This window comes from Paraburkholderia sp. MPAMCS5 (assembly GCF_036016995.1).
Taxonomy (GTDB): domain Bacteria; phylum Pseudomonadota; class Gammaproteobacteria; order Burkholderiales; family Burkholderiaceae; genus Paraburkholderia.
The window spans coordinates 56324-80971 of record NZ_JAYXBK010000020.1; the positions used below are offsets into that span (position 1 = coordinate 56324).

Below are 24648 nucleotides of genomic sequence, written 5' to 3' on the forward strand. Positions count from 1 at the left end.
GCCCGGCTTACATTTCGTGTCTGCCGAAAGATTCACGTCTTATACTGCCGCTTGCGGAATTTTCGTTTCGCGGCGGGCTTGCCGCCGCATTACCCCAATCGAGCATGGCAAGCATCAACAAAGCATCACTCGCCTCTTCCATGCGGACCGTGCGCGATGTCGCACAGTCGCGCCGCACCCGGCGCGTCGTCACCGGTCTGCTGATCTTCATCGTATTGTTCGGTCTGCTGGGCTTTTTCGCGGCGCCGCCACTCATTCGTCACATTGCCGAGCAGCAGCTCAGCAAACAGCTTGACCGGCCTGCCACCATAGGCCGCATCGCGCTCAATCCCTACACCCTGAAACTCGAAGCCGATCGCGTGCATGTCGGCGAGCGCGGCGGCGCGGGCAATTTCGTGGATATCGAGCGGCTTATTGTGCAGGCTTCGTGGAGTTCGCTGTTTCGCGCGGCGCCGATCATCGACGAAGTGCAGCTCGATTCACCGCGCTTTCATATTGTTCGTTACGACGCGCAGCGCTTCAATTTCACCGACCTGATCGAGAAATTCGCCAGCCAGCCGGCCCAACCCGCGAGCAAGCCGACGCTCTTTTCCGTGTCGAATATTCGGCTCGAAAACGGCCAGATCACATTCGACGACAAACTGCTCGGCGCGACTCACGTGATCGATCAATGGAAACTTGGCATTCCGTTCATCGCCACGTTGCCTTCCAAAACGGATATTTTCGTCGAGCCGTTGCTGCGCGCGCGCATCGACGGCAGTCCGCTTGCTATCGACGGCAGGACGAAACCGTTCGCGGCGTCGCGGGAGTCCGAAGTATCGTTGCGCTTCGACGGGCTCGACGTGCCGCGTCTCATCTCGTACGTGCCGACGAAATTGCCGGTGATCGTGCAGGCGGGCAAGCTCTCCACCGACCTGAAACTCAACTTCATCATGTCGCACGACGCGCCCACGTTGCGCGTGACGGGCACCGTCGACATGAACGACGTGAATGTAGAGGACGCGAGCAAGGCGCCTTTTTTCGCGGCGCGCGCGGTGCATGTCGCCGCGCGCACGCTTGAGCCGCTGAAAAGCATCTATCACTTCGACGACATCCGTATCGACGCGCCGAGCGCGAATCTCGCGCGCGACAAGAGCGGGGTGCTGAGCGTCGAGCGGATGTTCGCGCCGGCGCCTTCGGGCGCAAAGCCGGCGGCGGCTGAAGCCGCGAGTGCGGCGGCCCTTGCGTCCGCGCCGGCGTCGGCTGCGAGCGCGGCGCAAAAAGAAGCACAAAAAGCCGCCGCGCCGCTCGATCTCTCGATCAAACGCTTCGCACTCAACGACGGCACGGTGAACGTGCGCGACGAAGCGGCGTCGCGTCCCGTGGATGTCGGCCTCGACAAGCTCGCGGTCACGCTGACTGACTTTTCCACGCTGGCCAACGCGCCCGCGCATTACACGGTGAATACCGACTTCAAGCGGACCGGCGGTTCGCTCGGCGCGGCGGGTGCCGTGAGTCTCGCCGCGAAAACCGCGAGCGCGAAGCTCGACCTCAAATCGCTGAATCTGCCGATGCTCCAGCCATATCTCGACGCGGCGACGACCGCGCAGATAACGGACGGCGCGCTGTCGGCGACCGCGAATATCGGCGCGAACTGGTCGAAGTCGCCGGCTGCCGTGATGGTCTCGGAGTCCGAAGTCGGGCTGAAGTCGCTGAAAGTGGCGGCGCGCGGCGACAAGGCGCCCGTGATCGCGCTCGCGCAAGGCAGCGTGAAGGTCAAGCAGGTTGACCTGAATGCGCGTACCGCCGATGTCGCGAGCGTCGATACAACCGGCCTCGCGCTCGACGTGCAACGGCTGAAAGACGGCAGCATCAACCTTGCGTCGCTGGCCGGTGCGCACGAAGCCGAGCCGCAACGCACCGCGATTCACGCGGCCAGGAAAGCGCAAGCCGAAGGACCGGCGTGGCACTACAAGATCGGCGAGCTGAATCTGAAGGACGCCACGGCCAATTTCACCGACAACACCACGCCGCAGCCGGTGAAGCTCGGCATCGCGCCGCTGCAGCTCAAAGTGCAGCAGATCAGCGACGACCTGAGCCGTCCGCTGCCGGTCGAACTGCAAGCCACGCTGAACAAAAAGGGCACGCTCGACCTCAAGGGCGACGTGACGGCGACGCCGCTGAAGGTCGCCGTCAAGGTGAACGCGAACCGGCTCGACGCCGCGGCTTTCGAGCCGTACTTCGGCAGCAAGCTGAACGCGGCGATTGCCAGCGCGCTGCTCAACGCGAGCGGCGATCTCGCGGTGAACCAGGCGAAGTCGTTGAAGGCGAGCTATCGCGGCGACGTGGCGCTCGTCGATGTACGCATGCTCGACAAGGCGACGTCGGACCCGTTCGCGGGCTGGGGCTCGCTGGCGCTGTCCAGACTGAAAGCGGATTACGACGAGCGGGGCACGTCGGTGGACGCCGAGCGCGTCACTTTCACGAAGTTTTACGGGCGCGTGCTGCTCAACGCGCAAGGCAAGCTCAATCTGACCGATGTCGTCGCGCATGAAAGCGGCGCGGCGCAGTCTCTCACGCGCGACAAGAACAGGCACGGCGCGGAGCCTGTGCCGCTGACGCCGCCCACTGCGTCGGCTGTCGTCGCTGCGCCTGCGCCCGTGGTGGCCTCCGCGGCTGCGCCGGCTTTGTCCGCCGCCCCCGCCGCGCCGGCCACCGTGACGGCGGCCACGCCGCCGCAAAATCCGGTCAAGCTGCACTTTGGCCAACTGGTGTTGCAGCAAGGCCGCGTGACCTACACCGACAACTTCATCAAGCCGAACTTCACGGCGAACCTGGTCGGCATTCAGGGCACGGTGGGCGCGTTCGGCACGCAATCGACGACTTCCGCGCCGGTCGACATCGCGGCAAAACTGGCGGCCAATGGTCCGCTGTCGATTCGTGGCACCGTGAACCCGCTGATCGCCAAGCCGGCGCTCGACCTGACCGCGAGCGCGCACGACATCGAACTGACGAACCTCACGCCGTATTCCGCGAAGTATGCGGGCTACCCGATCACGAAGGGCAAGCTGAACGTCGATCTGCACTACAAGCTCGAAAACGATCAATTGAATGCGGATAACCATCTGTTCATCGACCAGCTCACGTTCGGCGATCACATCGAAAACGACACGGCGACCAGGCTGCCGGTGCGGCTCGCTATCTCGCTTCTGAAGAATTCGCGCGGCGAAATCGACGTGAACCTGCCGGTGTCGGGCTCGTTGTCGAATCCGGAGTTCAGCGTCGGCGGCCTGATCTGGCATGCGGTGCTCAATTTGCTGCAAAAGGCGGTGACCGCGCCGTTCTCGCTGATCGCGAACGCGTTCGGCGGCGGTGGTGAAGAGTTGGGCTATGTCGAATTCGAGCCCGGCTCGGCGGATCTTTCCGACGCCGACAACAAAAAGCTCGACACCATCGTGAAGGCGCTCTCCGACAAGCCGTCGATCCGCATGGACCTGATCGGGCGCGTCGATCCGAAAATCGACGAGCCCGCGTTGCGCACGCGCTATGTGGACCGCCTCGTCAAGCAGCAAAAGATCAAAGACGTGGTGGGCAACGGTGAGAGCGTGGATCTGTCGAGCGTGACCGTCGATCCCAAGGAATACGACAAGTATCTGACCAAGGCCTATAAGTCGGCGGACTTCAAGAAGCCGCGCAATTTTGTCGGTCTGACGAAGACCTTGCCCGAGGACGACATGAAGAGCGCGCTCGCCGCCAACGCGCCCATCGACGAGGCCACCTTGCGACAACTCGCGCAGCGGCGGGCGCAGAGCGTGCAGCAGTATCTGGACGGCAAGATCGACAACAGCCGCATCTTTATCGTCGCGCCGAAGCTCGACGCCGACGGCATCAAGGACAAAGGCGCGACCACGCGAGTCGATTTCGGGCTGAAGTAAGCGAAGGTGAGCGCGGCGGCTGCGTTCAGGCCGCGCGCGTCGGCGCTTTCAGCGCGGTTCGTTCGATCACGCGTGCCAGCGTCTCGAACGCCGGCGCGATCTTGTCGTTGGGCACGCACGCATAGCCGAGCAGCAGCCCGCGCCGCGCGGGCGGATCGTTGCTGTAATAGCTTGCCAGCGGTCGCACGATCACGCCGGCGTCGAAGGCCGCCGCCGTCACCGCGCGATCGTCCGCATGATCGGGCAGGCCGAGCACCAGATGCAAACCGGCTTCGTCGCCCATGACCGGCAGTTCGTTGCCGAAACGCGCGGTGATCGCGTCGATCAGAATCTGCCGGCGCTCGCCATATAAAGCGCGCATTCGCCGCACATGCGACGTGAGATGGCCGTCCATGATGAAGTCGGTCATCACGGCCTGCTGCATCAGCTGACCTTCGCGATACAGCTCGGCCACGCCCGTGCGGAACGTATCGACGAGATGCTCCGGCGCGATCATGTAGCCCATGCGCAAGCCGGGAAACAGCATCTTGCCGAGGCTGCCCACGTAGATCACCTGACCGGCGTCGTCGAGTCCTTGCAGCGACGCCAGCGGGCGGCTGCCGTAGCGGAACTCGCTGTCGTAATCGTCTTCGATGATCCACACATTGTGCTGGCGCGCGTATTCGAGCAGCGTGCGGCGGCGCGCGAGACTCATGACCATGCCGAGCGGATATTGATGCGACGGTGTGACGAGCGCGAGACGCGGCGGCTGCTGCAAATCCAGCTCGCGCGGATTGAGGCCTTCGTCGTCCACGGGGACCGGCACCAGCGTGACGCCCGACGACTGCAACACGCTGCGCGCACCCCAATAACACGGCTCCTCCACCCACGCGCGGTCGCCGACGTCGGTCAACAGGCGCACCGCCAGATCGATCGACTGGTGAATACCCGTAGTGATGATGATCTGATCGGGCGTGCAGTTCACCGAGCGCGCCACGCGCAGATAGTCGGACAACGCGCGGCGCAACGGACGATAGCCGCCGCCGGGCGCATACGTGAGCAGATCCGGATTCGCTTCTTTCCACAACCTCGCCTGCAAGCGGCTCCACGTTCGCGCGGGAAATTCGGCGACGTCGGGCACGCCGGGCATGAACGCCCCCCACTGTTTAGCGGACACGCCGGCCTGGCCGATCAGGCGCCGTCCGCGCATCGACAGGTCGTCCAGATTGCGCTTGGCCGGCTTGCCCTGAGCCGCGACCGGCTTGCCCTGAGCGTCGATGGCCGCGACCGCCGGCTGTCTGCGCGCGTTGACTGCGGCGGTGTCCGGCTGCGTGTCGGCGACATAGGTGCCGCTGCCCGTGGTCGAAATCACATAGCCTTCGGCGGTCAACTGGTCGTACACATGCAGCACCGTATTGCGCGCGATGCCGAGATCTTCGGCGAGCGTGCGCGAACTGGGCAGCTTGGTGCCAGGCGGCAACTGGCCGGTGAGAATGGCCTGCTGCATCAGCCGCAAGGTCTGCCGATAGAGCGGCTCCGCGGCCGCGCGATCAAGCCCGGCGGCGAGCCAGTCCGACAAGATGATCGTGTCCAAGTGGTTCTATCCGGAATAATGAAATGGTTCCATATTGTAGAACCGTAACGGTCTATAGTGGGCCACGCATGGGATACGCGCGCGCCGTGTGAGAGGCGCAGCCGGCCGGACCGCAGAGGAGACATCGGCGATGAAAACAGATGAAGTGATCGTCAGCTTTCGAGGTGTGCGCAAGACGTACGACGGCGAAACGCTGGTCGTCAAACAACTCGATCTGGACATCTATCAGGGCGAATTCCTGACGTTGCTCGGGCCGTCGGGTTCCGGCAAAACCACGTGTCTGATGATGCTCGCGGGCTTCGAATTTCCTACCGGCGGCGAAATATGGCTCGACGGCACGCTGCTCAATACCGTGCCGCCGCACAAGCGAAACATCGGCATGGTGTTTCAGAACTACGCGCTGTTTCCGCATCTGACGGTCGAACAGAACGTCGCCTATCCGCTCACTGTGCGCAAGCTTTCCGCGGAAGAGCGCGCGCATCGCACCCATAACGCGCTGAAGATGGTGCGCATGGAGAGCTTCGCGAAGCGCTATCCGGCGCAGCTTTCCGGCGGGCAGCAGCAGCGCATCGCGCTCGCCCGGGCGCTCGTGTTCGAGCCCAAACTCGTACTGATGGACGAACCGCTCGGCGCGCTCGACAAGCAGCTGCGCGAACACATGCAGTACGAATTGAAGTCGTTGCACGAGAAGCTTGGCGTGACCTTCGTTTATGTCACGCACGATCAGGGCGAGGCGTTGACCATGTCGGATCGCGTCGCGGTGTTCGACAAAGGCATCGTGCAGCAGCTCGATACCGTGGATCGTCTGTACGAATCGCCGTGCAACGAGTTCGTCGCGAACTTCATCGGCGACAGCAACAAGCTGCGCGGCACGATCGCGAATGTGGACGGCGAGTATTGCGAGTTTCATCTCGTCGATGGCACGCGGCTCACCGGCCGCAATATCGGCGGCGCGCGGGCGGGGACGACGGCCATCGCGTGCATCCGGCCCGAACGCATGCAGCTCGCCGCTCACGGCAACGGTGCGGCGCGGCCCGGCGCCAATGCGTTGAGCGGCGAAGCGCGCGGACTCATCTATTTCGGCGATCACGTGCGCATGCGCTGCGGTCTGCCGCAACAGGACGAGTGCTTCGTCAAGGTGCCGCTCGGCACAGACGCACTCGACGCCTTCGCGCCGGGCGCACCCGTCGCGCTGGAGTTCGCGCCGGAGCATCTGCGGGTCTTCGCGGGGGCGTGAGCGTGCCCGACGCGCGCATCGTCGCGCACATCGTTTCACGCAGCAGAGCAGTCAGCAGCACATAACAACGCAGCCCCAAATCTGTGCGGCCCTGCGTTTTCTTGATGAGCCTGAAAAAACCACCCAAGAGGAGCAACACACCATGAGCAAGATCGGGAAATCGCGCTGTGCCGTCGCCGTCGCTGTCGGTGCCGTGGCGCTCGCGCTGGGCGCCGCGCAGGTCAATGCAGCCGAGTTGACGGTCGTGAATTTCGGCGGGGCGAACGGCGACGCGCAAAAGGCCGCGTTCAACCAGCCGTTCGAGTCGAAGACCGGCAACAAGGTGACGGCCGTCGAATACAACGGTGAACAGGCCAAGGTCAAAGCGATGGTCGAAGCCAAACATGTGAACTGGGACGTGGTGGAAGTGGAGTCGGGCGACATCGGCCGAGGCTGCGATGAGGGTCTGTATGAAAAGCTCGACTGGTCGAAGATCGGCAAGAAGTCGGACCTGATTCCCGAAGCGCCGCAGACTTGTGGCGTCGGCTTCTTTGTGTGGTCGACGGCGCTCGCGTATAACGCCGACAAGCTGAAGACCGCGCCGTCCGGCTGGGCCGACTTCTGGGATGTGAAGAAAATCCCCGGCAAGCGGGCGATGCGCAAGGGCGCGCGCTACAACCTCGAGTTCGCGCTGATGGCGGACGGCGTCGCGCCGAAAGATGTCTACAAGGTGCTCGCGACGAAGCAAGGCCAGGACCGCGCGTTCAAGAAGCTCGACGAGCTGAAGCCGAACATCCAGTGGTGGGAAGCGGGCGCCCAGCCGCCGCAATTCCTGGTGGCGGGCGACGTGGTGATGTCCACGGCGTATAACGGCCGCATCGACGCCGCGCAGCGCGAAGGCAAGAACCTGAAGGTCGTGTGGAACGGCAGCATTTACGACCTCGACTACTGGGCGATTCCGAAGGGCTCGCCGAACAAGTCGCTGGCTGAGCAGTACATCGCCTATACGCTGAGCCCGAAGCCGCAGCAGGACTACGCGCACCACATCGCGTATGGCCCGGTGAACGCGACGGCGATCAAGTCGCTCGACGCGAAGACGCTCGCCGATCTGCCGAATTCGCCGGCCAACGGCAAGAACGCGGTGCTGCAGAACCTGTCGTTCTGGACGGATCACGGCGATGAGCTGGAGCAGCGGTTTTCGTCGTGGGCTTCGAAGTAAGTTGATGGGATCGGGGTAACGGCTTTGCGTGGATAGTTAAGGCTTAAAGCGCGTTACTCCGATCAACAGTTTCTGCGTGGAGATAACACCGTGACTACGATGACGATCGCCGCCGATCCGACGCCGGATTCGACCGGCCAGCTCAAGCGCGAATTGAAGGCCGCGGAGTCCAGAAAGCGCGCCATGGCGCTGCTGCTGATCGCGCCGCTCGCGATTTTTCTGTTGCTGATCTTCGTCGTGCCGATTGGCGCGCTGTTGACGCGCGCCGCGCAGAATCCCGAAGTCGTGAACGCGCTGCCGCACACGCTCGGCGCATTGAGCACGTGGGATCGCAAGACGCCGCCGCCGGATGCCGCCTACGCCGCGTTGGCGACCGACCTCGCGGCGATCGCCGACAGCGATGGCATGGGCGCGCTGGCGCGCCGGCTCAACGTCGAAATTCCGGGTTATCGCTCGCTGGTCGCCAAATCGGCGCGCGCGATGCCGTTCGCCGACGACAACAGCAAGCCGCTGCAACTCACGCCCGCGCAGTTCCACGTGAAATTCGCCGAACTCGACGAACGATGGAACGACATCGCGTACTGGCAGGCTATCGCCAAAAACGGCAGTCCATATTCGCCGTTCTATCTGCTCGCCTCGCTGGATCACAAGCAGGACGCGTTCGGCCACATCGTTGCGACCGATCCCGATCAGCAGATCTACCTCGCCGTGTTCAGCCGTACTTTCGTGATCGGCGCGGCCGTGACGGTGTTCGCGCTGCTGCTCGGCTATCCGCTCGCGTACTGGATTTCGACGCTGTCCGAGCGTCGTGCGAATCTGGTGATGATTCTCGTGCTGATTCCGTTCTGGACGTCGATCCTCGTGCGCGTCGCCGCGTGGATCGTGATTCTGCAAAGCGAAGGGCTCGTGAACAAGGCGCTGATCGGCAGTGGCTTGCTGCACGATCCGCTCGCGCTGCTGTTCAACCGAACCGGCGTCTACATTTCGATGACGCACATTCTGCTGCCGTTCATGATCCTGCCGCTCTACAGCGTGATGAAGTCGATTCCGCCGACCTATCAGCGCGCGGCCATCTCGCTCGGCAGTCATCCGTTCGCCGCGTTCTGGCGCGTGTATGTGCCGCAGACTTATCCGGGCATCGGCGCGGGCGCGCTGCTGGTTTTTATTCTGGCGATCGGCTACTACATCACGCCCGCGCTGCTCGGCGGACCGAACGATCAGATGGTCAGCTATTACGTCGCGTACTTCACCAATGTGACGATCAACTGGGGCATGGCTTGCGCTCTCGGTGGCCTGCTGCTCGCGGCCACGCTGGTGCTGTATGTGATCTACGGACGCTTCACGCGCTCGTCGCTGAGCCTCGGCTGAACGGAGCCTATCGACATGAAACTTGCCAAGCCTCTGTTCGCGCCGCATACGTCCTTCGTGGAGCGCGTGTGGTATTTCGCGTTGCGCGCGCTGGCCGTGCTCACGCTGCTGTACCTGATCTTGCCCGTGCTGGCCATCGTGCCGCTGTCGTTTTCGTCGAGTACGTTTCTGGTGTATCCGATTCCTGGCTGGTCGCTGCGCTGGTATCAAAATCTGATTGCGTCCGATGAGTGGCGCATGGCGGCTAAGAATAGCTTTATCGTGGCGCCCTCGGCGACGGTGGTTGCGACGGTGCTCGGCACGCTCGCGGCGATTGGGCTCACCAAGGCGAATTTCCGCGGCAAGGCGCTGCTCATGGCGATCCTCATTTCGCCGATGATCGTCCCGGTGGTGGTGGTCGGCGTCGGCATGTATCTGTTTTTCGCGCCGCTCGGCCTCGCCAATACCTACATCGGCCTGATTCTCGCGCATGCATCGCTTGGCGTGCCCTTTGTCGTGACGACCGTGGCCGCGACCTTGCAGGGCTTCAACTACAACCTGGTGCGCGCGAGCCTGTCGCTCGGTGCGAATCCGGTGAAGACGTTCTTCCGCATCACACTGCCGGTGATTGCGCCCGGCGTGATTTCGGGCGCGCTGTTCGCGTTCGCCACTTCGTTCGATGAAGTCGTGGTGACGCTGTTTCTCGCGGGCGCGGATCAGACCACGCTGCCGCGACAGATGTTCACGGGTATTCGCGAGAACATCAGTCCGACGATTGCGGCGCTTGCCACGATCCTGATTGTTTTTTCCACGTGTCTATTGCTCGCGCTCGAATGGTTGCGAGGCCGCAATGCGGCGCGCGCGATCAGGGCGTGAGCGCGCGACGACCGCTATCACGCACGCAGTCAACGAGCCTGGCCCTCAACAAGTGCTGACTACCTTCTAAGAATTTTCCCATTCCGCGGGCTTCCGTGTCTCGTCATACTTTTGTCTCTCGATAAAAAGATGCGTATGACGCAGAAAACAAATGAAGCTACCGCTATCCGTGCTTGTGTGCGTGGTCACACTAACCGCTTGCGCGGACCACGCCGCGCGCGCGCGTCTCGGTATTGAAGACTCCACGTTGCTCAAATCCGGCCTTGGCGCCTCGCAAGACGAGGCGGCAGGCGCCGCCAATCCGCAATGGGTCAATACCTACGCGCCCGTTGTGAGCGGTGGGGCTGCGCTTCAGTCGTTGCAAGCGCGGCTCGATCGCATGCCGCCGGAGCAGAACAGCTATTTCCGCGCGAAAGCGCAATGCTGGATCAACGCCGCACAACAGGCGCGGCAAGCCGGCGACCATTGGGGGTTCGTGGAGGAGGCCATTGGTCAGGTGGCCGCAATTACCATGAGCCTCGAAAGCGGCAAACCGCCATCCGCTGCTAACCCGGCGTTGCGCACGGTGTCCACGGTGCGCCCCGATCTCTGGAAGATCGTCAATACCATCAAGTCCGATTCCGCCATTGCTTCGTGCCGGGAGGCGCAGCCGCCGCTCGCATGTGCCGAAGTCGAACTCATGCAAGCCGGCCACGACGCATGGAAGCGCAGCTTCTCCAATGCCGAAGCCAAGCTGCCGGACGTTCAGGAGAACTTGCGTAAGTCGGCTGAACTGACATTGCAATGCAAGCAGGCCACGCAGGCCAATGCGGCGGCGTCGAGCGGCAAGCCGTCCCGAACCGTCACGCTGCGCGCCGACTCTCTGTTCCGTTTCGATGGCGGCAGTGACGCAGCCATGCTGCCGGTCGGCAGAGGCCAACTGGATGCGGTAGCCAGCGGCCTGAAGGCGAACCCCACCATTCGCGAGCTGAAAGTCACCGGATACACCGACCGCCTTGGCGGCAATGCACATAACCAGGCCCTGTCTTTGCAACGTGCACGAACGGTGGCGAGCTATCTGCGCACTCGCGGAGTCACGTTGCCAATCGCAATTCGCGGCGGCGGCAGTGCAAATCCACTGGCTGACTGCCGGCAATCGAAGCGCGACGAACTGGTGCGATGCCTTGCGCCGAACCGCCGCGTGGAGATCGAGCTGGTGGCCGCCGCTTCCTGAGGCGCTTTCGTATCGCGAACGTACGCCGTCAAAAGCAGACGAGAGCGGCGTACGGCGCGTGAGGCGCCATTTATCGACAACGGAGTTTTTCTGGAGAAATACAGTACATGTCGACCATTCTGATTATCGACGACCACCCTGCATTCCGGATGATCGTCAAGTTGCAGCTCACGCAGTTGCTGAGTGTCGAAGAAGTGATCGAGGCGGACAACGGCCAGACCGCCGTCGAACTGGCCCGGCAATGCAAGCCGGACCTTGCCATTCTCGATCTCGACATTCCACGTATTAGCGGACTCGATGTCATTCCGCGTCTCAAACTCGCGCATCCGCCGATTCGCGTGATGGTGCTGTCGGGCCACGATCCGGCCACGTTCGCGCCGCGCGCGATGCGCTCGGGCGTGCACGGTTTCGTCGGCAAGTCGCAGGAAATGAAGGAGATCATGCGTGGGGTCGAAGCCGTGCTCGCGGGCTATACGGTTTTTCCGGTCGCACCCAACGGCGCGAGCATTGCGCCAGGAACCGGGCCGAGCGGCGACGAGGGGCGGATCATGCTGCTTTCCGACAAGGAACTCGTCATCTTGCAGATGCTTTCGAAAGGCATGTCGAACAAGTCAATCGGCGACGCGCTCTTTATCAGCAACAAGACGGTGAGCAGCCACAAGACCCGCATCATGCACAAGCTGGGTGTGAAGTCGCTCGTCGAATTGATCGATCTCGCACGGCGCTGCCGGATCGCTTCGGCGCAGTGAGCGAGGCATGCCTGAAGTGACACACGCCCTAACTTGTGCCGATTTTTCTCAGTTGCGAGCGAAAGCCATCGAACTGGTGGGCGATGACGAACGCGCCATCCAACGCCTGCTCGAACTGATTGCCGAAACCAACCGGACGACGCTCGCATCGCTGCGTGAGAACGCCGAGGCGGCGTTCTGGGAGCCCGTGAGCAGCGCCGCGCATCGCATTGCCGGGTCGGCTCGCATGCTCGACTGCCATGCGTTGCTTACCTTGTTGACGCAACTGGAAGCCGCCGCGCGCGAGCGGAACAGCGAACTTGCAACGGCACTTATGCCACGCGTAGCCGACGCGCTCACACTTCTCGATACATCCATTGAAGCCGCGCTCCAGTTCACCGTTGGCGCCGCGCGGTGAGCGCGTGGCGGTCGTCAGTTCCTGACGCTTGAGCCGACCAGGAAAAAGCGTCCATCAGCGCTGTCAGACGCTTGCTCCCGCAATGCCGTGACGGTTGAAGGCGCCACGCTCCCATACCACTTGTATCGGGCCATGACCTTGGGCACATAGCTCATCGTCTCTGCATAAGGCGGAATCTGGCCGCCATACTTTTGCACGGCGCCTTCGCCTGCGTTATAGGCCGCGAGCACGAGCGGCAGATCGCCGAATTGCCGGATAAGTTCTTTCAGATAGCGAGCGCCCGCTGAGACATTCTGGCGTGCGTCCAGCAGATTCGACGCGCCGTGCCTTGCGCCGGTGCCAGGCATCAATTGCATGAGTCCGCTTGCGCCCTTGGGCGATATGGCTTGGGGATTGCCTCCAGATTCGACGTCGACCACCGCCATGAGAAGCGCGCTGTCGACATCGGCGATGCGTGCGGCTTCATTGATGATCGGCGAGAGCGCCATCACGCGTGCGGCGACCGCCTCCGACGGTTGCCGTATCGCGTCAGTCGAGGCTCCGCTTCCAGGTTGGATCACGACGGATTGCCGGCTGCGTGCATCGTCAGGCGCGGCGATGAGCGCCGCCGGCGCGACCGCTTCTGTGTCGTTTGCCATTCCGCCGACCATCATCACGACGCCGGATGTAGAGCGTTCGCGCGCCGCATTGACGCCTGCGGCGTGTGTGCAAAGTGGCAAACACGCTGCATACGCGGCGGTAGCGACGAGCATGAAGCGTCGCAGCGGTTCGCTTGTCCGCTGTCTGTCTTGGACCCGGCGCGGCATCAATCGCCTGTCGGATTCGGCGAATCGTTCAACGCGGATTCTCTGAGCGGCGATTGCATGCGTACGATCGCTTCCGAATCGAGCGAAATTGGCCAGTGGCCTGTCTTGATGCCATCCGCAAGTTTGATCTTGCACAGCGCGTCGCCGTTTTGCGGAAAGCCATACGGATCGAGGTCGGGCCTCGCCGGCTCGCGCGTCAAAATCCCGCCCGTGCCGATGGGGCCGATGATGTTGGCCGCGTAGTAGATCACCTTGTTGGCCAGCGGCACATACATGTTGTAGCAGTAGTGCACATGTATCTTCAGGATGTTGGCGTCCTGAATATTCATTCGCGACGATGCGCTCGCGGCTATCGAGGAATCGCGGTACATCAGCGAGTCGTTTGGAATCTCGGTGTAGGTTGCGGCCTCTTCCGGATAGTAGCGAGGCCGCGCATAGTCGCGTACGGCGGCGCTCGTCGGGTTGAGTACCGTAATGATGCTGAGACTGTTCGCGTCGGCCTGGGCCTTCGTCAGCGCGGCGGCGGCGCCTGCGGCGGTGGCCTCGCGCGCGTAAATGGGCGCGAGGCCGCGTGCGAGACCCGAGCGCATGGCTTGCATCGAACCGTGATTGACGGCGCCTTCGCGCGCGGCTTCGAGCACCGCGACATCCAGCGTCGACTTTGCCTGATAGAGCAGCACGAACTGCAGCGTGCCGAAGCAGACGAACAGCAAGAGCGGCGCGATGACGATGAATTCCGCCATCGACTGACCCGACTGCTTGCGCTTGCGCCCGCTGCGATTCACACCGGCCTGGTGGGAGCGCGATTTCTTTGACCCGAAAGATGGAAAGTTCACGACGTCGCCTCGAAAACAAAGGAATCGCCTACCGCGAGTCCGTGCTTGCGCGTCGCGCCGGCCGGCATCTCAAGCGTCTGGGTTGCACGCATGTTGAACAGCAGACGGCGCTTCTTCACCTCGTGATGAATCGCCACGACGCGTTGGTGCCCGTCGAGAAACAGCACGTCGATGTCAAAGCGCATGCCGAACGTGTGCACTGAGCCGCAACGCTCCAGCAGCATCGCTTCACCGGACGATAGCGAGTCGCGGCCGAGCAGGCCGCGCATTCGTTCGCGCATGGTTTGCGTGATCGACACTTCGATGCCCGCATCCTGGCCGCGCACCTTAAGACGGGCGAATTTCACAGGAAACCCTCCTGCATGAACTTCATGACGATTGGGAATCCCAGCACGATGAAGGTAATCGGGAAAATGAACACGAGCAGAGGAAACACCAGTTTCACCGGGGCTTCCATGGCCTGTTTCTCCGCGCGCTGGAAACGTTCCGAACGACGCTGCTCGGATTGAAAACGCAGTGATTTCGCAAGACCGGAACCCATGCGTTCCGCCTGCACGACCGCGCCGACGAAGTTCGTGACTTCCTTGATGCGCAAACGGTCATCCAGACGGCGCAGCGCTTCCGTGCGGTTCAGCCCCGACTTCAGGTCGCGCAGCACATGTTCGAGCTCCCAGCGCAACGGCCCTTCCGGGCCTTTTTCCACGGCCTTCTGAAGGGCGCCGTTGATATTCAGGCCGGCTTCCACCGCAAGCGTCAGGAAGTCGAGATAGATCGACAGATGCTTGAGAATTCGCGCGATTCGGCGACGCCGCACGTCGCGCGTCCAGATGCGCGGATAAAAATAGCCGAGCAGGGCTGCGCCGAACAGAACCAGCAGGGAGAAGAGGCCGAGCACCAGCATCGCCAGCAGCGCGAAAAGCGAAGCGATGACCGCACCGATGATCGACAGTGCGATGAACTGATGCGCGTTCAACAGGAAAGTGAGCGACGTGAGTCGCAATTGCAGTTCGGTCTTCTCAACCAGCTTTCTGCCGAAACGTGAGCCGAAATGATGAACCACGAAATTGACGAGCGGCCACAACGGACGCAGCGACTTCGGCAGCGGGTCGAGGAAAGTGCGGTCTTCCGCCGGCACGGCGCCAGCCAGGCCGCTGATCGACATATAGCCGATGCCGGCGATGACGACCAGCCCGATGCTGACGGCGAGAGCGATGAATAGCAGCATGATCAGACGTCGATGTGGGTGATCTTCGAAATTGAGAAATAGCCGAGAAGCTCCATCACGCCAATCACCGCCAGCGTGCCCCAGCCGACCGGCTGAGTGAAAAGCGGCGCCATGGCCTTCGGTTCCATGAAGCGCAGTACCAGCATCAGGAACAGCGGCAGGCAGGTCATCACGATGCCTTGCATGCGTCCTTGCGACGTGAGCGCCTTGATCTTGCCTTCCATGGTCAGCTTTTCGCGCAGCGTGCGCGCGACCGACTCCAGCGCCTCGGCGAGATTGCCGCCCACTTCACGCGCGATGGTCACCGCCGCTGTCATCATCAGAAAGTCGGGAATCGGAATGCGCCTTTCGACGTTGCGCATGGCGATGTCGAGGTCGATGCCCAAGCGGATTTCCCGCATCAGCAGATCGAATTCCTGCGAGATGGGCGGCGCGCTCTCGTGCACCACGGCTTCGAGCGCCGTTGGAAAACTGGCGCCCGCGCGCAGCGCGCCGGACATCATGAGGAGCGCGTCGGGCAATTGCTGTTCGATCGCTTCAATGCGCTTGGCGCGCATGCGCTTGAAGTACTTGCGCGGCAACATCATGGCGATCGGAACGGACGCCACCGCGAGAAAAATGCTGCGACTCAGCACGAAGACGATGAGCGGCAAGCCGACAATGACCAGCATGCTCCAGGCAGCGGCTTTCTGCTGATTCACGAACACGAACACGAACGCGTCCGCGAGAGACGACTCGATTTCCCCGGCCATTTGCCGCGAACTGGCTCGCAGCGTGGACGTGCCCATGCGCGAGACGAGGAAGATCAGAAACAGGCAGCCGCAAAACGCCAGCGCGAGAATAATTGGCAGGCTCATGGTCGACCTCTTATTCCGGGCGCGTAAAGATGTCGGTATTGACGGGAATACGCCGACGGATCAGTTCCTGGTAGAAGTCGGGAATATAGGCAGTGGGCACGAACTTGCCCTGAATCTTGCCCTGTTCGCTAAAGCCCTCTTCCTTGAACACGAACACGTCTTGCAGCGTGATGACGCCGGATTCCATGCCGCTCACTTCGGTGACATGCGTGACGCGGCGCGAGCCGCACGAAAAACGCGACTGTTGCACGATGATGTCGACCGCCGAGCAGATCTGTTCGCGAATAGCCTGCACCGGCAGGTCCAGACCGGCCATCAAGGTCATCACTTCGAGACGCGCGATACAGTCGCGCGGCGTGTTCGCGTGGGCAGTGGTCAGCGAGCCGTCGTGGCCGGTGTTCATGGCCTGCAACATGTCCAGCGCCTCGCCGCCGCGGCACTCGCCAATCACGATCCGGTCCGGGCGCATTCGCAAGCAGTTCTTCACCAGATCGCGGATGTGGACCGCGCCCTTGCCCTCCATATTGGCAGGGCGCGCTTCGAGCGAAACGAGGTTCGGCTGCGACAGTTGCAGCTCCGCGGCATCTTCGACGGTGACGATACGCTCGTCGTCGGGGATATAGCTCGACAGCACATTGAGCAGCGTGGTCTTACCCGAGCCCGTGCCGCCGGAAATGATGATGTTGGCGCCCTGCTTGACCGCGGTGTGCAGGAATTCCAGCATTTGCGGCGACAGCGTGCCGAACCGGATCAGGTCTTCGCCGACCAGCTTGCGCTTTGAGAACTTTCGAATCGTGATGCTCGGGCCTTTGAGCGCGAGCGGCGGAATCACCGCGTTGACGCGCGAGCCATCGGCGAGACGCGCGTCGACCATCGGCGAGCTTTCGTCGATGCGGCGGCCGATCGGCGCGACGATTCGTTCGATTGCGCCGATCACCGCGCGGTCGTCGGTGAAGATGACCGGCGAGCGGGTCAATTGTCCGCGTTGCTCGATGAAAATCTCGTTATGGCAATTGACCATGATTTCGGACACGGTCGGGTCCGCGATCAGTTCTTCGAGCGGCCCGAGCCCGATGATTTCGTCGAACACGCTTTTCTTCAGCACCTCCATCGAGATGTCCGGGGTGCGAAACATGGGGTCGTGATTGAGAATGTCGTCGAGCGCGGCGCTGACCGTCTTGCGCAACTCGTCTTCTTCCATTCGCGCGACGTTCAGCCGACGCAGATCCAGCGCGGCGATCACTTTCATGTGAGCCTGCTTGCGCAGCTCGATGCCGAGCGGGCTATTGATCGGCGCGACGGGCAACGCGGCGGCAGCCGTTTCTTTCACTGACGCGGAGGGCGCGCGCAGCGGGGCGGCGGCCGCCGGTTGCGGTTCGGCTACCGCGTGACGGACAGCGATGGGCCGATTGGCGGCTTCGGCTGTTGCGTGTTGATCCAGAGCCGGCGCGGGCGCGGTGCTTATCGACGAGGGCGCCACGCTTGCTTGCGCTCGGGGTTCGGCCGGCGAGACGGCTTTCGGCGTCGCGGATGGCGCGTGCTGTTCCGCGTGCCCCGGTTGGTGTGCTGCGGCTGCGGTGGTTCCGCGAATGATCCTGATCGTCGTCATGCCGATCTCGATCTGATCCGCCTCGGTCAGCGGACCGTAGCGCGTGATCGGCGAACCGTTGACGAGCGTTGCCGCGATACCGCCCTGGTCCTCGATGTAATAGGCGTTGTTCTCGCGCGCGATGCGCGCCTGAAGCTTGCCTATCAGGAGTCCCTTGACGTTGATGTCGCAGCTTGCGTCCTTGCCGATCGTGCAGCCGTGTTCGATTTGCAGCGCGCGCATGGGTGCGTTGCGCGTATGTACTTGAAGATTGAGCATGAGGTTCTCCGCGTGGCGCGTTTAGTTGGGCGCGCTGCCGAGCACGCCGACTTGCTGTGGCGGCACCTTGCCGTTGGTCGCGGAGTTGGCTCCATCGCGCGGAGTGGCCGGCGACGCGGGCGGCTGCTGCGCGGCGTTCAGCATGTGAAGGGCTTCCGCGACGCCCTCCGGCGGCAGGCTTGCGGGCGCTGGCTGCGGCTGCGGTTCTGGTTGCGGTTGCGGTGCCGCTTGCGCCGGGGCACTGGGGATTTCCTGCTGCGCGGCAGGTGCCGACGGCGAGGGCTGCTGCGGTGCAGGCGCCGGCTGGTCCGCAACCGGCGCACGGGGCGGAGTGGCGCGGATCGGCGCGGGAAGGAGCGCGGGTGTCGGCGCGATGGCGCGAAGCGGCGTCTTGACGCGCATCGCCTTTTCCTCGTCGGCGACGATCGGCTCCGGGTTGCCGTATTGCTTCCGGTAGCTTTGGTCTATGCCGTCGGCGCGCTCCAGCATGTCGGAATTAGGCGCGAGTTCCGGATCTGAAATAAGCGGCGTCACGAAAATGACGAGATCGCTCTTCTTCGCGCGGAAACTGTCCGAACGGAACAACTGGCCGATAACCGGTATCTGGCCGAGGTACGGCATGCCGTCGCTGTCTTTCACCGCATCGGCGCTGATGAGCCCGGAAATGGCGAGCGTTTCGCCGGTGCGCATCGAAATGTCCGAACTCGTGCTGCGCGTCAGGAAGCCGGGCAGACCACCATAGGTCACGGTCGGGTCGATCTGGCTGATCTCGGTGGTCAGGTGCGCCGAGATAATGCCGTTTGCGTCGACGACAGGATCGATGCTCAGCTTGACGCCATAGTCCTTGAACATGACGTTCGTGGTGCCGAGCGCGCCCGATTGCGGAATCGGCACTTGCCCGCCCGCCAGAAAACTGGCGGTGCCGCCGCTTTTCGTGTTCAGTTCAGGCGCGGCGAGAATGAATGCATCGCCATTGTTGACCGCGAAATTGATTTGCGAGCCGATGTTCGACGCGATACCTGCAAGGAAGTAGCTCGTGCCTGCCGTGACCGCCTTGGCCGCGCCTGTCGCAAAGCTCGCGGCGCCGCCTATCTGCGGTCCCTTGAACGCGCTGTCCCAGCCAATGCCGAGCTTTCGCTGCACATTGCGCGTGACTTCCATAATCTGCACCTTGAAATGGACCGTCTTTCTGAGCCCGTCACCTTCGTCGACGGTCGTGGTGTCGATCACGTTCTTCATATCTTGCGTCGCCGACTTGATGACGGCCACCATGTCGCGGTGCACGACGCCCGATAGAACGATATTCGAGCCGATCGCGTCGATGCGAAGTCCGGATACCGACTTCAGCACCGCACGCAACTGCTGCAGTGACGCGCTCACTTCGGCCTTCGCGATGCGCACGGTGGTTTGCAGCGCGATGCCTTTCTCGTTCCACACCACGAGCGAAGTCATGCCGTCCTGCTCGCCCAGCAACATCAGACTGCCGTCGACCACGTTCGCGGTGATCAGCTTGCCGTTGCCTATCGCGATGCGCTTGATCGTGCCGGGCACGCGCAGAATGCGCACTTCGCCGCGGAACATTTCGAGCACATGCGCGTTCGCGGACGCGTCATCCGCCGGTGGGGAATAGACGGTCTGAGCCAACGCGAGCGGCGCCGCTTCGCACAGCAACATGCCGATGAGAACGGACGGCAGAACCCGGCGACGCAATCGCGCCGCATTGTGTTTGACTTTCATGGTGTGAAACCTGTGCTCGTACTTTTAGTTTTGCTGAGACGCGCCGGGCGCAACGGCCTTCTGGAGTTGCTGGGCGATGGCGTTGGCCTGCTCATAGACGCTCTGCTGATGCTGCGGCAACCGAGGCGCGGTTTGCGCGCCAACGGGCGGGGCTGTGGCTGCGGCTGGCGCATCATGCGCGGCGTCCGACTGCATGCTCGGGACGATACTGGCGCTACCTGCCCCACCGCCCGAAATCACTTCGACGGACTGGGAAGTCGCACGCTTGCCGCTTGACATACCCGGCTGCGCCGGATCGGTGAACACGTCTTTCTCCTCCACCAGCGGCGGGCCGTCGTGCCCCTTGTCGTCGGCATTGCGCAGAATAAGACGCAGGCCGCCGATTTTTTGCGCGAGCGTCAGGCGTCCCACTTCTTCCGCCGGCACTTGCAGTGTGACCGTCGAGTAACCCGTGTTTTCCTGCCGGTTCATGGCGCTTGCATTTGCCTGATCGTGCTCGGCGGCCTCGCCCGCGTCGCGCGGACGCAAGTCCTGGCCGGTGGCGAGCACCAGCGCATTGGGCATCATGAGTTGGACCATTTTTTTCTCGTCGGAGGCGCCGTCCGGATGAAAGACCTTGCCGATCCAGTACACATCGACGCGATTGCCCGGGCGCAGCATCAACGCAGTCGAGTTGATGGTGTCGATATCCAGTGTGACGGCGCGCTGCCCTTCCGGCAGGATGTCGGAAAAATCGCGGCCGCGCAGTGCGTCGATGTCGCCAGCGCGCAAGGGCAGGCCGCGGCGCACCGGCTTGACGAGATGCGACGTGCGGTATTGCTCGAAGTTTTCCGGACGGACCATGTCGTCGTAGACCAGATCGCCTTGAACCTCGCGTGACACGAAATCGCCGCTCGACAACTGTGTGCCGACCGGTAGGTCGCGGGCCGGCACCACGACCTGAACAGCGTTGCGAACCTTGTTTGCGCCCATGTCGGCCTTCAGCTTGTTTTCGCGCTCGTTCAGATACTTGTAGAGCAGGAACGTCAGGCCGCCGGCGACGCATGCCGCGAGGAACAGTAGGACCCAGGAGTTCGCCAGAAGCGAACGGAATTTGATTTTCTTAAGCATAACCAATCGACCGTTGTCGGTCAGGGAAGCGAGAGGGTGAAGCTGTAGGCGCCGAAAAACGACTTCAGCACATTGAGGAGCGTAGGGGCGCCTGGCCAGTCGCTGCTTATCAAGAGGAGAGCGATCAACCCGGCACACGTAATCACGAGGTATTCCGCGGACGCCTGGCCGCGCTGCCTGTTACGCGGCGTCGCGGGAAGATTAAAACGTTGGTGCATCTCAACGGTTCCTGGTTGCATTGACGACTGCGACAGTTCTTCCATCGCGGTCTGAAAAACTCGCGTCCACGCTGTCCTTGCCGTGTTGCATCGCGAATGCCTTGCCTTGAGGTGCCTGGCTGCCGACCGACAGATAGTCCGGCTGGCGGCCCACATTCACCCATCCTTGCAATGAGAGCCGGTTGCGATAGCGCTGCGCATTCCAGCGCGCCTCGCCAGGCATGTCGAGCAGCCATGTGCGCCCCGTCTGGCCGCGATCGCGGCTCTCGACATCCGAGAGAACCGTGATCTCTTCCGGCAGTGGAATCGCGGAATCGGGAATACGGTGTTCAACCTGATCCGCGCCGAGGCGCACCACGCTCATCAGACCGCGCGCGTGCGCGCCTTCGCGCTGCGGCGGCAGACTCAGCAGATAGAGGCAATGACCATCCACGGCGCTCAGCATCAAACCTGACGCGGTGCTTCGGCCTTTCGCCGGGACGCTCTCGCCGATCCAGAATTCGCGGAAGGCCTTCGACACGTCGCCGACTGTTCCGTCGAACTGCATACCGACGACCGATGTGGGCACGCCGTTCACGATCATGTCGCGCCCAATGGCCTCGACGCTTTGTGGCCGAACCGGTGTTTTGTCGCACGCGGTGCCGGCGACGGCCGCGTCGGCAATGAGCGCACAGGCGAGAAGTGCGCCGCCGGCGAGGTGGTGAGCGCGTTTCATCGGTTCAAGCGGCCTGGTGGCACGACGTCTTGCCGGATGCGGCCGAACTGGAGTGTCGAAATCTCCGGCGCGTACTTTTGCAGGCTTTGATAACCGTTGGGCGACACGAGCGTGACGTTGGCCGCGGGCACCGCCTGACTGAACAAGGCCTTGTTGCTGTTCGAACCGTCCGGTACCCACGTGTTCGTCATGAGCACGTTCGTATCGGAGAAGGTCAGACCGTTGAATGCCGATACCGGCCCGTCCTTCGGCCAGAGGCGCTTCAGCACGTCGCTGTTCTGGGCGATAGAGATGCTGACTGCTCCCGCTTGCAGCGTGTGGGTCGGCAAGTTGAATTGAGCGGTATATGCGCTGCCGGTGGCGGTGGGCACGAGCCAACTGGCCAAGGCTGACCTGGTTTGACTGCTCGCTGGATCGGCGGCCGAGCTGGTGCTGACCGCAACATCCGATGCCGAGGCCAGCAGCGGATTGCCGCCATAGTCGTTCCACATGGCCGGCTGCGTCGCGGCCAATTGATCCTGCGTGTGGTCTGTGCCCGTGACTGGCGCGCCGTCGCCCGCCATGATGCGTTCCAGCACTTCGCCTTTGATGTCCGAGTCCGTCTTGCCTGCAGCGAGCGCCGCGCTGCCGTAGCGACTCGACCAGCCTTCGGTGGTGCTCGGATCGCTGGAGAGATACTTTCTCGCGTCGTTGTCCGTCCACACGGTCCGCTCCCATGCGACGTAGCGCGAGCCCATGAGCGTCCGGTTACGAACGTCGTTGAACTTGGCAAGCATGACGATGGCGAGCATGAGCACACTCATGACCGTGATCATGGCGACGAGGAATTCCACCATGGCCTGGCCGGTTTGCCTCACAGGTTTCCCGGCGTTTCTAGCGTGCGTTGATTTCATTGTGTATGCGCCTGCAGTTCAGCCGGAATCTGGTTTGCCTGAGCGGCCGCGCGCTCGTCCGCGCTGACCGGTGCAAGCGTGGCTTGCCAGTACGGGCTGAACAGGCTCGGATATTCAGTGGCATGGTCCACGCGCGCCCATTGACTGGCGTCCAGCAGAGAGCCGATCAGCGAACTGGCGACCGATGCCTCGTCCGGGCGCACGAAGTAGGCCTTCGCGCTCGACAGTGCGCGCATGGCTCCGCCGGCCGCGTTGTAATCGACCTTCATTCGTCCGCCACCCTGGAGGCCCACGGTTTTCACGAGGCTGTCGCTGTTGCGCGTGACTTCGATGGTGATGCGCGGCGCCTGCGCGGCGAGTTGTTTGCCGTTCACTTCCTGGTAAGGCAGCAGTCCACCGTTGGCCGGGTCGAGCGAGGGGCCCGGACCCGCGCGGAACTGCTCGGCCATGGCGTCGGGCACTTGCCATCCGGGTTGCGAGCTGCCCGTATAGCCGAAGTTGAAATAGCCGCCGTAACCCTGCCAGTCCTGCCACGCAGCGAACGGCGGATGGGTCATGTAGCTGGTGATATTGCCATTGGCGCTGCCGCCGTAACCGGCTTCGGATTCGACCGGGCCAATGCAACTGATGCGAAGGTGCGCGGTGCTCGCGTCGATAGACTGCCAACCGCTCTTGTCGCTGCGCAGTTGCGTGCCGCCGTCGTGCGTCACGTTGATCGTGAACGAACTGCCCGCTCCGCAGATCTTGTTGGCGCTGTCGTTCAATTGCTGGAACTTCGGCGCGACGCTGCGCATGGAGTCGCGATTCTTGACGAAGCCGTCGAGCGTGGCGGGGTTCGTCACCACGTCGGCGAAGTCGTCTTGTCCCAATGTGCCAGCAGGCGTGATGGTCGCCGTGTAGGAACTCCACGCCGCGAGTTGCGCGGCATTGCGCGGGCTCGTGAAATAGCCGGTTGTCACGCGCGTGTCGGGCTGATTGAGTTGCGCGATGGCGTCAGCCGTGTCAGGCACGGCGGTGAAGACGGCTGCATGATAGTTCGCCTGAGCGTTGCTCAGCGCCCGATTGAGCGAACCGATGTTGCGCGCGACGGTGGGCAGCAGCGCGTCTAGCGTGGCACGCACCGGGTCGATGTCCGCCTTGCCGATTTGCTTCGGTGTACTCCATTGAGCCGGATGATCCGCCAGGACATTGACGGTCTGGTCGAGGTCCGAGGACGAGTAAGTGGCGTCGAGTTCATCGATCCATGATTTCAATGCGACCACCTGGGCGGCGGTGACCTGATTGGCGACCATGGCCCGGTTCGTGTACGCGGAGAAGTTGTAGTCGCGCGCCTGCAACACGGCAGCGCTGTACGCGGCAGCGTCGGCGGTGTTCTGCAGTTTGATTCTGGCGCTCGTCATCTGGAACGAGTTGAACGCCACATACAGGCCGGCGCAGCCGATCACAAGAAAAATCAGAGCAGGGACCAGCGCCTGCCCGCTAGCGCCGGCAACCCTGGCCCTGCCCTTGCGGGCAGAGCGTTTCATCATGGATATCGCTAATCGGAAAAGATTAGTTGACGACGTTAGCGTCGTTATACGTACCCATATTCTTGGTCTTGTTGCCGTTGGTCGTCGCCGTGTTGGCGTTGCCTTGTGCCTGACCGATATTGGTCTCGGCGTTCTGACCGGACATTTCCTTCGCGAGGCCGGCGGTCTGGTTGCGCAGCGTCTGGCCGAACAGCGAATACACGCCAATTGCGGAGACGGCGATCAGCGCGACGATGATGATGTATTCCGTCATACCCTGACCGAGCTGCTTATTTTTGCGGCGGATTTGTGAGAGTTTCATGATTTATATGAAAAAGGATTAAGGGTGCTCAGACACGGCTGTGCAAGTTG

The 24648-nt window shown here is 62.5% G+C and carries 21 protein-coding genes; 8 read left to right on the forward strand and 13 right to left on the reverse strand.

Translation table 11 applies throughout. The features are described 5' to 3' along the window. The first annotated feature begins 104 nt into the window (after window positions 1-104). Window positions 105-3914, forward strand: a complete 3810-nt coding sequence (locus tag VOM14_RS28580; RefSeq protein WP_327632075.1) for a DUF748 domain-containing protein — start codon at window positions 105-107, stop codon at window positions 3912-3914. 25 nt (window positions 3915-3939) lie between these two features. Here the strand turns inward: VOM14_RS28580 and pdxR are convergent, their stop codons facing one another. Then, entirely contained in the window at window positions 3940-5487 is a 1548-nt protein-coding gene (gene pdxR / locus VOM14_RS28585) for a MocR-like pyridoxine biosynthesis transcription factor PdxR (RefSeq protein ID WP_327632076.1), read from the reverse strand. Between the two features lie 130 nt (window positions 5488-5617). Here pdxR and VOM14_RS28590 point away from each other — a divergent pair, with 130 nt between their 5' ends. The 7 genes from VOM14_RS28590 to VOM14_RS28620 all read left to right on the forward strand — a co-directional run bounded on the left by VOM14_RS28590 (window position 5618) and on the right by VOM14_RS28620 (window position 12504). After that, window positions 5618-6724, forward strand: a complete 1107-nt coding sequence (locus VOM14_RS28590; protein WP_327632077.1) for an ABC transporter ATP-binding protein — start codon at window positions 5618-5620, stop codon at window positions 6722-6724. Between the two features lie 142 nt (window positions 6725-6866). Next, window positions 6867-7922, forward strand: coding sequence for an ABC transporter substrate-binding protein (locus tag VOM14_RS28595; RefSeq protein ID WP_327632078.1), 1056 nt, complete (start codon window positions 6867-6869; stop codon window positions 7920-7922). A gap of 90 nt (window positions 7923-8012) precedes the next feature. Then, window positions 8013-9290: an ABC transporter permease gene (locus VOM14_RS28600; protein ID WP_327632079.1), complete on the forward strand. Its 1278-nt coding sequence runs from the start codon at window positions 8013-8015 to the stop codon at window positions 9288-9290. A 15-nt stretch (window positions 9291-9305) separates the two neighbouring features. Then, window positions 9306-10145, forward strand: coding sequence for an ABC transporter permease (locus tag VOM14_RS28605; RefSeq protein WP_327632080.1), 840 nt, complete (start codon window positions 9306-9308; stop codon window positions 10143-10145). 151 nt (window positions 10146-10296) lie between these two features. Continuing rightward, entirely contained in the window at window positions 10297-11358 is a 1062-nt protein-coding gene (locus VOM14_RS28610; protein ID WP_442955597.1) for an OmpA family protein, read from the forward strand. Window positions 11359-11465: 107 nt separating this feature from the next. Beyond that, complete coding sequence (locus VOM14_RS28615; protein ID WP_327632082.1) at window positions 11466-12107, forward strand: response regulator transcription factor; 642 nt, start codon at window positions 11466-11468, stop codon at window positions 12105-12107. 7 nt (window positions 12108-12114) lie between these two features. Then, on the forward strand, window positions 12115-12504 hold the full coding sequence (locus VOM14_RS28620) for an Hpt domain-containing protein (RefSeq protein ID WP_327632083.1): 390 nt from the start codon (window positions 12115-12117) through the stop codon (window positions 12502-12504). 14 nt (window positions 12505-12518) lie between these two features. On the opposite strand, the gene VOM14_RS28625 is transcribed toward VOM14_RS28620, so the two are convergent. From VOM14_RS28625 to VOM14_RS28680, 12 genes are all read right to left on the reverse strand, one after another. Then, window positions 12519-13142 (reverse strand): lytic transglycosylase domain-containing protein, encoded by a 624-nt coding sequence (locus VOM14_RS28625; RefSeq protein WP_327632084.1) that lies wholly within the window; start codon window positions 13140-13142, stop codon window positions 12519-12521. Between the two features lie 167 nt (window positions 13143-13309). Then, window positions 13310-14053 (reverse strand): TadE family protein, encoded by a 744-nt coding sequence (locus tag VOM14_RS28630; protein WP_327632106.1) that lies wholly within the window; start codon window positions 14051-14053, stop codon window positions 13310-13312. An 89-nt stretch (window positions 14054-14142) separates the two neighbouring features. After that, window positions 14143-14493: a DUF192 domain-containing protein gene (locus tag VOM14_RS28635; protein ID WP_327632085.1), complete on the reverse strand. Its 351-nt coding sequence runs from the start codon at window positions 14491-14493 to the stop codon at window positions 14143-14145. After that, window positions 14490-15371, reverse strand: a complete 882-nt coding sequence (locus tag VOM14_RS28640) for a type II secretion system F family protein (RefSeq protein WP_327632086.1) — start codon at window positions 15369-15371, stop codon at window positions 14490-14492. Before VOM14_RS28640 ends, VOM14_RS28635 begins: the two co-directional genes overlap by 4 nt. 2 nt (window positions 15372-15373) lie before the next feature. Further along, a complete protein-coding gene (locus VOM14_RS28645) occupies window positions 15374-16228 on the reverse strand; it encodes a type II secretion system F family protein (RefSeq protein WP_327632087.1) in 855 nt (284 codons plus the stop codon). Window positions 16229-16238: 10 nt separating this feature from the next. Further along, the gene (locus VOM14_RS28650) at window positions 16239-18095 is read right to left on the reverse strand and encodes an ATPase, T2SS/T4P/T4SS family (RefSeq protein WP_327632088.1); all 1857 of its coding nucleotides are present in this window, start codon (window positions 18093-18095) and stop codon (window positions 16239-16241) included. A 21-nt stretch (window positions 18096-18116) separates the two neighbouring features. Next, window positions 18117-19832 carry a type II and III secretion system protein family protein gene (locus tag VOM14_RS28655; RefSeq protein WP_327632089.1) on the reverse strand — a complete coding sequence of 572 codons (1716 nt, stop codon included), beginning with the start codon at window positions 19830-19832 and terminating at the stop codon, window positions 18117-18119. A gap of 24 nt (window positions 19833-19856) precedes the next feature. After that, complete coding sequence (cpaB, locus tag VOM14_RS28660) at window positions 19857-20942, reverse strand: Flp pilus assembly protein CpaB (RefSeq protein WP_327632107.1); 1086 nt, start codon at window positions 20940-20942, stop codon at window positions 19857-19859. A 219-nt stretch (window positions 20943-21161) separates the two neighbouring features. Continuing rightward, window positions 21162-21875 (reverse strand): hypothetical protein, encoded by a 714-nt coding sequence (locus tag VOM14_RS28665; RefSeq protein WP_327632090.1) that lies wholly within the window; start codon window positions 21873-21875, stop codon window positions 21162-21164. Next, window positions 21872-22768: a hypothetical protein gene (locus VOM14_RS28670; protein ID WP_327632091.1), complete on the reverse strand. Its 897-nt coding sequence runs from the start codon at window positions 22766-22768 to the stop codon at window positions 21872-21874. The genes VOM14_RS28665 and VOM14_RS28670 overlap by 4 nt, the downstream gene beginning before the upstream one ends. Beyond that, a complete protein-coding gene (locus VOM14_RS28675) occupies window positions 22765-24294 on the reverse strand; it encodes a pilus assembly protein TadG-related protein (RefSeq protein WP_327632108.1) in 1530 nt (509 codons plus the stop codon). Before VOM14_RS28675 ends, VOM14_RS28670 begins: the two co-directional genes overlap by 4 nt. Before the next feature lie 25 nt (window positions 24295-24319). Then, window positions 24320-24598, reverse strand: a complete 279-nt coding sequence (locus VOM14_RS28680) for a Flp family type IVb pilin (protein WP_327632092.1) — start codon at window positions 24596-24598, stop codon at window positions 24320-24322. Window positions 24599-24648 lie beyond the last annotated feature (50 nt).

Coding starts and splice junctions, on each gene's coding strand:
- VOM14_RS28580 (WP_327632075.1), top strand. CDS start 105: ATGGCAAGCATCAACAAAGCATCACTCGCCTCTTCCATGCGGACCGTG.
- VOM14_RS28590 (WP_327632077.1), top strand. CDS start 5,618: ATGAAAACAGATGAAGTGATCGTCAGCTTTCGAGGTGTGCGCAAGACG.
- VOM14_RS28595 (WP_327632078.1), top strand. CDS start 6,867: ATGAGCAAGATCGGGAAATCGCGCTGTGCCGTCGCCGTCGCTGTCGGT.
- VOM14_RS28605 (WP_327632080.1), top strand. CDS start 9,306: ATGAAACTTGCCAAGCCTCTGTTCGCGCCGCATACGTCCTTCGTGGAG.
- VOM14_RS28610 (WP_442955597.1), top strand. CDS start 10,297: ATGAAGCTACCGCTATCCGTGCTTGTGTGCGTGGTCACACTAACCGCT.
- VOM14_RS28615 (WP_327632082.1), top strand. CDS start 11,466: ATGTCGACCATTCTGATTATCGACGACCACCCTGCATTCCGGATGATC.
- VOM14_RS28620 (WP_327632083.1), top strand. CDS start 12,115: ATGCCTGAAGTGACACACGCCCTAACTTGTGCCGATTTTTCTCAGTTG.
- VOM14_RS28625 (WP_327632084.1), bottom strand. CDS start 13,142: ATGGCAAACGACACAGAAGCGGTCGCGCCGGCGGCGCTCATCGCCGCG.
- VOM14_RS28630 (WP_327632106.1), bottom strand. CDS start 14,053: ATGGCGGAATTCATCGTCATCGCGCCGCTCTTGCTGTTCGTCTGCTTC.
- VOM14_RS28640 (WP_327632086.1), bottom strand. CDS start 15,371: ATGCTGCTATTCATCGCTCTCGCCGTCAGCATCGGGCTGGTCGTCATC.
- VOM14_RS28645 (WP_327632087.1), bottom strand. CDS start 16,228: ATGAGCCTGCCAATTATTCTCGCGCTGGCGTTTTGCGGCTGCCTGTTT.
- VOM14_RS28650 (WP_327632088.1), bottom strand. CDS start 18,095: ATGCTCAATCTTCAAGTACATACGCGCAACGCACCCATGCGCGCGCTG.
- VOM14_RS28655 (WP_327632089.1), bottom strand. CDS start 19,832: ATGAAAGTCAAACACAATGCGGCGCGATTGCGTCGCCGGGTTCTGCCG.
- cpaB (WP_327632107.1), bottom strand. CDS start 20,942: ATGCTTAAGAAAATCAAATTCCGTTCGCTTCTGGCGAACTCCTGGGTC.
- VOM14_RS28665 (WP_327632090.1), bottom strand. CDS start 21,875: ATGAAACGCGCTCACCACCTCGCCGGCGGCGCACTTCTCGCCTGTGCG.
- VOM14_RS28670 (WP_327632091.1), bottom strand. CDS start 22,768: ATGAAATCAACGCACGCTAGAAACGCCGGGAAACCTGTGAGGCAAACC.
- VOM14_RS28675 (WP_327632108.1), bottom strand. CDS start 24,294: ATGAAACGCTCTGCCCGCAAGGGCAGGGCCAGGGTTGCCGGCGCTAGC.
- VOM14_RS28680 (WP_327632092.1), bottom strand. CDS start 24,598: ATGAAACTCTCACAAATCCGCCGCAAAAATAAGCAGCTCGGTCAGGGT.